Raw genomic sequence first — 262 nt, 5'->3', positions numbered from 1 at the left:
GCAGCGCGCCCTGGTAGAAGATCGGCAGGAAAATAATGAACGGCCAGAAGCTGAAGTTCATGCCGATCGAACCCATGATCGCACCGGAAAACTTGCGGATTCGAAAGACCGAGAAGTCGAACATGGGATGCGCGTTCACTCGCTCGGCCACGAGAAACAGAACGAAGCTCAGGATCGTAGCCGCAATGATGTACAGCGAGCCGCGGCTCGTGAAGCCCTGCTCAGAGCCTTGCGTGATGTACCAGGTGAGCCCGAAGACGGC

Annotated in this window: 1 pseudogene; it reads right to left on the bottom strand. The window is 57.3% G+C overall.

What is annotated here, in order from left to right:
• A pseudogene (locus SB771_RS35185) lies at positions 1 to 262 on the bottom strand (MFS transporter); the annotation flags it as partial.

It is taken from the genome of Burkholderia sp. SIMBA_051, from assembly GCF_046534915.1.
Classification (GTDB): Bacteria; Pseudomonadota; Gammaproteobacteria; order Burkholderiales; family Burkholderiaceae; genus Burkholderia; species Burkholderia ambifaria.
The sequence above is the reverse complement of the archived record's forward strand: the minus strand, read 5'-3'. Positions and strand labels throughout refer to the sequence as shown.